Genomic DNA, 7,580 nt, shown 5'->3' on the forward strand with positions numbered 1-7,580 from the left:
CTTGCAGCAACGGATGATGTTCATTCGACCGCCCACTCGCACTGTCGCACCGCAGCGGTTGAGCGGGCACGTCACCCGCGTCATCATGTCGACAGGCATTCCGACAGGGCCATCCTTCGCATCCATGCGACCGACCAACGAGGCTGAATCCACGCCATGACCGAGTCCATCGCCGCATCCGAGCCCGCGGGCGAGCGCCTCAAGCAGCTCGCCGAAGCGCACGGAGTCTCCACCGAGTACTGGGACTACCACGGCAATCTCGCCGCCCCGTCCCGAGCCACGCTCGTCGCTGTTCTGGCGGCCCTCGGTGTCGAGGCTGGCACGGACGAGGAAATCGAGACCTCGCTGGCGCAGGTCGAAATCACTCCCTGGAGGCGCACCCTGCCGCCGTCCGTCGTCGCCCGCGCCGGGGAAGAGGTCCGCGTGCCCGTCCACGTGCCCGACGGTGCAGGTGTGCGTGTGCATGTCGACCTGGAGGACGGCAGCAGGCGCGAGCTGCCCCAGACGGACGACTGGACGCTCCCGCACGACGTCGACGGAGTCCTGACGGGCCGGGCCACCTTCGCCCTGCCGGCTGATCTGCCCCTGGGGTGGCACGCGCTGGTCGCCGACATCGACGCCTCGCCCGCCTGCGAGGCCCATTCGGCCACCACCCCTCTGGCGGTCACCCCCGATCGCCTGGAACTACCGGCGTCGTTGGGCGAGCGCGGCTGGGGGGTCATGGCCCAGCTGTACTCCGTGCGCTCGCGCGGCTCGTGGGGCATCGGCGATGCCGACGACCTCACCGAGCTCGCCAGCCTCCTGGGCGATGAGGGCGCCGATTTCCTGCTCATCAACCCGCTGCACGCCTCCGAGCCCGCGGGTATCATGACGCCTTCGCCCTACCTGCCGGTCACCAGGCGCTTCGTCAACCCGATCTACATCCGCCCCGAGGCGATCGCGGAGGTGGCCCGGCTGTCGGGGCCGCGCCGCTCGCTGGTCCAGTGGGCCTTCGAGGAGGTTTCGGAGACCGACCTGTCGGCCGACCCGATCGACCGCGACGCCGTCTGGAAGGCCAAGCGCGAGGCCCTCGAGGTCATCTTCGCCGCTGGTCGCTCCCGGGCGCGTCAGCGCGACTTCGAGCGGTTCCGCGCCGAGCAGGGCGAGGGTCTGGAACGGTTCGCCCTGTGGTGCGCCCTGTCGGAGAAGTACGGTGAGCTCCAGGACTGGCCCGAGACGCTGAGAGACGCCTCGAACGCCTTCGTCGCCAATGAGGCCCGCACTCTGACCGAGCGGATCGACTTCTACGCGTGGATGCAATGGATCGTCGACGAGCAGCTGGGCCGTGCGCAATCCGAGGCCAGGGCCTCCGGCATGGGCCTGGGAATCATGGGCGACCTCGCGGTCGGCGTGCATCCGCGCGGGGCCGACGCGTGGAGCGACCCGGAGTCCTTCGCCGCGGGCATCGAGGCCGGCGCCCCGCCGGACATGTACAACCAGCTCGGCCAGAACTGGTCGCAGCCCCCGTGGAGTCCCACCCGCCTGGCCGAGAGCGCCTACGCGCCTCTGCGCGATATGATGCGTACCGTGCTGCGCCACGCCGGCGCGCTGCGGATGGATCACATCATTGGCCTGTTCCGTCTGTGGTGGATCCCCAGGGGCATGGGTGCGGACCAGGGCGCCTATGTGCGCTATGACCATGAGGCCATGGTCGGCGTCGTCCTGCTGGAGGCCTACCGTGCGGGTGCCGTCATCATCGGCGAGGACCTGGGCACCGTCGAGCCCTGGGTGCGCGACTACCTCGCCAGCCGCGGCGTGCTCGGGACGTCGGTGCTGTGGTTCGAGAAGCAGCAGGACGGCTGGCCGCTGCAGCCCGACGCCTACCGGTACCTGTCCCTGTCCACCGTCAACACTCACGACCTGCCGCCCACCGCCGGATACCTCGCGGATGAGCACGTGACCCTGCGCGAGCGTCTCGGTCTGCTCACCGAGCCCGTCGAACAGGTCCGTGCCGAAGCGCGCGTCGAACGCGAGCGGATGCTCACCCGCCTGCGCGAGCACGGGCTGCTGAGGAACGATCCCTCCGAGCGGGAGATCGTCGAAGCCCTTTACCGTTACATCGTGCGCACCCCCTCCGCACTGATCGGGATCGCCCTCGTCGACGGCGTCGGCGAGCGGCGGACCCAGAATCAGCCCGGCACCGACCAGGAGTACCCGAACTGGAAGATCCCCCTGGCTGACGGCTCGGGCGAGGTCGTCCTGGTCGAGGATCTGCCGGGCAACGTGAGGCTGAGCAGCCTGCTGGCGGCCGTCCGCGACGAGCTGAGGCACTGACCCGGCCGCCGGGGCCGTCACGGGACTGTTCCGGGCCTGGGCCCGCGGTCCCGCGACGACCTCAGGCCCAAGTGCAGGCCGCGTCCCCGGCGGCGAGGATCGTGCCCGCCGGAGGGAGCGTGAGCGCCTCCTCCTTGGCGTCCAGCGCGATCACCGGGACGAACGGGCTGCGCCCACCGGCCTCGATCCGCGCGGGCGACCAGGAGATGACGGGGTCGCCCGCACGGATTCGGTCGCCGGCGGCGACGCGGACCGTGAAGCCCCTCCCGTCGAGCTCGACCGTGTCCACACCGAGGTGGACGAGGACGGCGCGGCCCTCGGGGGAGACGATGACGTAGGCGTGGGGGTGAATCTTGGAGAGTGTGCCCGTGATCGGCGCGAGGGCTGCGGTGTCGCTGCCCTCGCGGCCGGTGCGGTTGGGATCGATGGCCAGCCCGGGCCCGATGAGCCTGCCCGAGAAGACCGGGTCGGGGACGTCGTCGAGAGCCACGACCCTCCCGGCCGCGGGAGCTCGGACGGTTAGGCTCATCGCGGCTCCTCATCGCTGTTCGCGGCCGCGGCCTGACAGGCCTGGGCGCCGACCACTCGACGGGTGTCGTCGAGGTTCTCGGCCACGATCCTGCGGAAGGCCGCTGGCGCGTCCGCGTGGGAAGCCAGCCAGCCCTCCAGGGCGCCGACCGGGTCGACGCCTTCCAACCCGACTGTTGCGGTCGACCACAGCGCGGTGAGCAGGTTCTCGGCCATGTGGAAGGTGCGTGTGTCCCAGATGGCGTCGGCCTCGCGCACGTACTCCGCGATGAAGGGGGCGAGCAGCTCCGGACGGCGCTCAACGTCGCCGAAGCCGCGCAACGTCTTGACCTGGGTCTCGTTGGGCATAGAAGTGTTCTCCACCAGTTCGCGCCAGGTGGCGGCCTTGGCCTCGGCGGTCGGCACGGCGGCCCGCGCCTGCGCGGCGCGTTCGCGGCCCGTCGTCGTCAGGTCTCGGCTCTCCTCGGCGGCGATCTCGGTCTCACCCGCGCGGCCCGCGGCCACCAGTCCGATGAGCAGCTCCCAACGCAGATCCTGATCGACCACGAGTCCGTCGAGGGTCTCCGAACCGTCGAGCCAGGCGGCCACGGCCGCCGTCTGGTTCTCGGTCACGGCGTGGGCGGCGACGGCGCGCGCCAGCTGGAGCTGAGTGTCGCCGCCTGCGTTGGCGGCGCGGGCCAGTGTCAGCAGCGTGTCCGCGGTCGCGGCGATGGCCGTCTCCCGGTCCGTCTGGGGCAGGAAGCGGCTCAGACAGGTGGACACCCGAGCGAGCAGGCCCTGAACCACGGAGGATCGGGTCTCCACGCGCAGGGCGGCGAGCGCCGCGGCCAGGAAGCGGGAGGCGGGCAGCCGGCCGTCGCGCACCATATCCCATGCGGAGGCCAGGAGGATTGAACGAGGCAGCGACTGGGCGAAGGCGTCCACGTGCTCCAGCCCCGTGGCGAGCGAGGAGGCGTCCAGACGCACCTTGGCGTATGTCAGGTCGTCGTCGTTGAGGAGCAGGACGTCGCCGCGGCGGGTGCCGACGAGTTCCGGGACGGCGGTGCGCGCCCCGTCGACGTCGAGTTCGACGCGGCCGGTGCGCACGAGGGCGGCGGTACCGCCCTCGTTGGTCAGCGTGTAGGAGCCGATCGCCACGCGGTGCGGGCGCAGCGAGGCCGGGGAATCAGCCGGGATCTCCTGGACGATCTCGGCGGAGGTGATGATGCCGTCGGCGTCGGCATCCACCTGCATGCGCAGCGTCGTGACGCCCGCCTCCTGGAGCCACAGACGGGTCCACGTGCTCAGGTCGCGTCCCGAGACCCGCTCCAGTTCGGCGAGCAGATCGTCCAGGGTGGCGTTGGCGTAGGCGTGGGCGGCCAGGTAGTTCTTGATGCCCTTGAAGAAGCTCTCCCGATCCACGTAGGCCACCAGCGCAGAGAGGACGGAGGCGCCCTTGGCGTAGGTAATGCCGTCGAAGTTGACCTCGACATCGTGCAGGTCGTTGATCTCGGCGGCGATCGGGTGGGTGGAGCTCAGCTGGTCCTGGTTGTAGGCCCAGTTCTTCTCGATGGTCTGGAAGGTGGTCCAGGCGTCGGCGAAGCGGGTGGATTCCGCCACGGCGAGCGTGGAGCAGTATTCGGCGAAGGACTCGTTGAGCCATAGGTCGTTCCACCACGTCATGGTCACCATGTCCCCGAACCACATGTGGGCGAGCTCGTGGAGGATGGTGACGGCGCGGCGCTCCACGCGCGCCTCGACGGGTCGGGAGCGGAATACGTAGTCGTCGCGATGGGTGACGCACCCGGCGTTCTCCATGGCCCCCGCGTTGAACTCGGGCACGAAGATCTGATCGTACTTGTCGAAGGCGTAGGGGGTGGCGAACAGTTCCTCGTAATAGGCGAAGCCCGTCCTGGTGAGCTGAAGGATCTCGTCGGAGTCCATGGACGGCTCCAGCGAGGCGCGGCAGTAGACGCCCAGTGGGACGACGCGCCCATCGGTGGCCCGATACTCGCCGGTGGCCCCCCGGTACGGGCCGGCGACGACGGCGGTGATGTAGGAGCTGATGCGCCGGGTGGGAGAGAAGGCGAAGGTGCTCGTGCCGTCCTGGGAGGCGGGGTCGGGGGTGGGGGAGTTGGAGAAGACGGTCCAGCCCTCGGGGACGGTGACCGTGAAAGTGAAGGAGGCCTTGAGGTCGGGCTGCTCGAAGACGGCGAAAACGCGACGGGCGTCGGGCACCTCGAACTGGGTGTAGAGGTAGGTCTCCCCGTCGGCCGGATCGGTGAAGCGGTGCAGGCCCTCCCCGGTGTGCATGTAGGCGCAGTCGGCGACCACCGTGAGCTCGTTGTCGGCCTTCAAATCCCCCAGCACGATGCGGGAGTCGACATAGCACTCGGCCGGGTTCAGCCGGCGGCCGTTGAGAACAATGGAGTGCACCCGCGGGGCGACCAGGTCGATGAATGTGACCGCGGGTCCGGTCGACTCCGCCGAGAAGCGCGCGGTCGTCGTCGAGCGGAAGGTCGTCTGCTCCGGGTCGGCGGCGCCGGACAGGTCGAGGACGACGTCGTAGCTCTCCGCGGTTACGAGTCCGGCGCGGGTGGCCGCCTCGTCGCGGGTCAGGTTCTGACCTGGCATGGGTGGGTGCTCCTTGCTGTGAGGGCGGTGGAACGGGCCCCGCATCGGGTGCGGGGGCCCCGGTCCGGGTCGGCTCGGGGCTGGGGCCATCTTCTCACCGGTCATCCCCGCTGCGGAAAAGGCGCTGTGGTCAGTCGGCCGGGGTGCAGCGCCCGCGCTCGCAGCCGTTGCCGGTGAGCGTTGCGTAGGTCTCGTCGGTGGGGAGGGCGACGAAGCCGGAGCCCGGTGTCGGCGCCGGCCCTCGCCACGGCGTCGCCCAGGGACGCGAGGTCGCGCGCGCCGGTGGATTGATCGACGTCGAGGTTGCCGGTGAGGGCCCATGCCAGGCACTGGACGGCCAGCGGGTTGCGGGCCCGCTCGCCCGTGGCGCGCATGAGGTCCCTCATGACGACGCCGGTGTACCGGCTGCGCCGTTGCGCCCCCTCGGCCTCGAGGACTCATGCGCCGTCGCGGTAGACCTCGGGGTGCCGGGAACGGACCAGGGCGAGCGCATTGACGCCCGTGAGTCTGCGGGCGCCGGCCCGGGGATGTCGAGTCCGGCGTTCGCATCCCGGAAGGGCTCATCGACGGTGATGCTCAGCCTGCCCATGAAGTCGATGATTGTGGCGAACTGGGCCATGTCGACGGTCAGGAGGTGGGTCGTGGTGACGCCGAGCCACGTCTGCGCGGATGCGGAGGCTTCCACGGCTCAGGGCATGGCGACATCGACCCGGCTGAGACGGACGCTCGCCAGGCCGATGTCGCCGATGAGTGCCAGGGCCATCACGAGGGAGGACGACGAGCCCGGTCAGGAAGGGGCGTCGCCACCCGCGTGAGCGAGCCCGGGGCGCACAGCGGTGAAGGCTGGGCGCCCCGGGCTCACGGGGTGGTCATGCGCGCCGGCGCGTTCGGACCGTCCGAGTGACTCATCATCACCCGCACGCCACCCGCGCGCCTGCGGGGCTCAGGCCCTGCGACGCGCGACGAGGACGGCGCCGGAGGCCAGGAGGCCGGCGGCGACGACTGCCAGGCCGAGGCCGGTACCAGTACGGGCCAGCTCCCTCTTGGAGGGCGTCGAGGGCTTGGAGGATGCGGCCGGGGCCTTGGTGTCTGCGGCGGCCGGTGCGGGAGCCGCAGCGGCGGGGCCGCCGCCGGTGGCGGGCGTCTCGACGGCGGGAGCGCCGGCGCCGCCCGAGATGTCGGTGCCATCCTCGGTCTCGATGTAGAAGATGCCCTCCCTCTTGACGAGGTAGTGCTCGAAGTAGCCGTACCGACCGCTCGACTCGCCGACGACGCCGGCCCGGTACCTGCCGTCGGGCAGGGAGGCGGGGGCGGTGAAGCCGGTCGAGTAGGTGCCGTCGGTGTCGGCCGACGAGGTGCTCAGGACGGTGGAGGAGGCGTCGCGCGGGCTCGTCGCCGAGTCGTAGGAGTCGACCGGCACAACCCGGAAGGTGGCTCCCTCGCTCGCGTTGAAGCCGGAGACGTCGGGTGTGATGGTCTGCGTGCCCTCCTCGTCGACGGCGGTCAGCGAGTAGCTGCCGCTCAGGGATGCCGTGGTGGACGGGCTGGACGAGCCGGTCGAGGTCTCGCCGGTGGACGTCCCCGTTGTGGACGAGTCGGTCGAGTCATCCGCAGTCGGTGCGGCGGGCGCTTCGACGGTAGTCGTCTCGGCGCCATCCGAGATGTCGGTGATGTCGGTGCCGTCCTCGGTCTCGATGGAGAAGGTGCCCTCCTTCTTGACGAGGTAGTGCTCGAAGTAGCCGTACCGACCGCTCGACTCGCCGACGACGCCGGCCCGGTACCTGCCGTCGGGCAGGGAGGCGGGGGCGGTGAAGCCGGTCGAGTAGGCGCCGTCGGTGTCGGCCGACGAGGTGCTCAGGACGGTGGAGGAGGCGTCGCGCGGGCTCGTCGCCGAGTCGTAGGAGTCGACCGGCACAACCCGGAAGGAGACAGCCTCATTGGAATCGAAGCCGGAGACGTCGGGTGTGATGGTCTGCGTCCCGTCCTCCTCGGCGGTCAGCGAGTAGCTGCCGCTCAGAGACGCCGTGGCGGTCGCTGAGGGCGATGGGGCCGCGGAGGCGTCGGTCGGGCTGGAGGCGTCGGTCGTCGGGGTGGGTGCGGCGGAGGCGTCGGTCGCTGAGGGCGAT

At 70.6% G+C, this 7,580-nt stretch carries 5 protein-coding genes; 1 reads left to right on the forward strand and 4 read right to left on the reverse strand.

Annotated elements, in window-relative coordinates; all coding sequences use genetic code 11:
- Nucleotides 1–156: 156 nt before the first annotated feature.
- Nucleotides 157–2,313, forward strand: a complete 2,157-nt coding sequence (gene malQ, locus HMPREF9062_RS05650) for a 4-alpha-glucanotransferase (RefSeq protein ID WP_009749107.1) — start codon at nucleotides 157–159, stop codon at nucleotides 2,311–2,313.
- A gap of 61 nt (nucleotides 2,314–2,374) precedes the next feature.
- Here the strand turns inward: malQ and HMPREF9062_RS05655 are convergent, their stop codons facing one another.
- The 4 genes from HMPREF9062_RS05655 to HMPREF9062_RS12130 form a co-directional block, all read right to left on the reverse strand.
- Nucleotides 2,375–2,842: a PTS sugar transporter subunit IIA gene (locus HMPREF9062_RS05655; protein WP_009749108.1), complete on the reverse strand. Its 468-nt coding sequence runs from the start codon at nucleotides 2,840–2,842 to the stop codon at nucleotides 2,375–2,377.
- The gene (gene pepN / locus HMPREF9062_RS05660) at nucleotides 2,839–5,454 is read right to left on the reverse strand and encodes an aminopeptidase N (RefSeq protein WP_009749109.1); all 2,616 of its coding nucleotides are present in this window, start codon (nucleotides 5,452–5,454) and stop codon (nucleotides 2,839–2,841) included. Before pepN ends, HMPREF9062_RS05655 begins: the two co-directional genes overlap by 4 nt.
- A gap of 101 nt (nucleotides 5,455–5,555) precedes the next feature.
- Entirely contained in the window at nucleotides 5,556–5,828 is a 273-nt protein-coding gene (locus HMPREF9062_RS12120; protein ID WP_050795254.1) for a hypothetical protein, read from the reverse strand.
- 569 nt (nucleotides 5,829–6,397) lie between these two features.
- Nucleotides 6,398–7,580 (reverse strand): hypothetical protein (locus tag HMPREF9062_RS12130; protein WP_172634829.1); only part of this gene is annotated, 1,183 nt, incomplete at its 5' end.

The sequence above is a fragment of the Actinomyces sp. oral taxon 448 str. F0400 genome (assembly GCF_000220835.1).
GTDB lineage: Bacteria > Actinomycetota > Actinomycetes > Actinomycetales > Actinomycetaceae > Actinomyces.

Bases quoted from the DNA above. Each gene is read 5' to 3' on its own strand.
- malQ (WP_009749107.1), top strand. From the start codon at position 157: ATGACCGAGTCCATCGCCGCATCCGAGCCCGCGGGCGAGCGCCTCAAG.
- HMPREF9062_RS05655 (WP_009749108.1), bottom strand. From the start codon at position 2,842: ATGAGCCTAACCGTCCGAGCTCCCGCGGCCGGGAGGGTCGTGGCTCTC.
- pepN (WP_009749109.1), bottom strand. From the start codon at position 5,454: ATGCCAGGTCAGAACCTGACCCGCGACGAGGCGGCCACCCGCGCCGGA.
- HMPREF9062_RS12120 (WP_050795254.1), bottom strand. From the start codon at position 5,828: ATGCGCGCCACGGGCGAGCGGGCCCGCAACCCGCTGGCCGTCCAGTGC.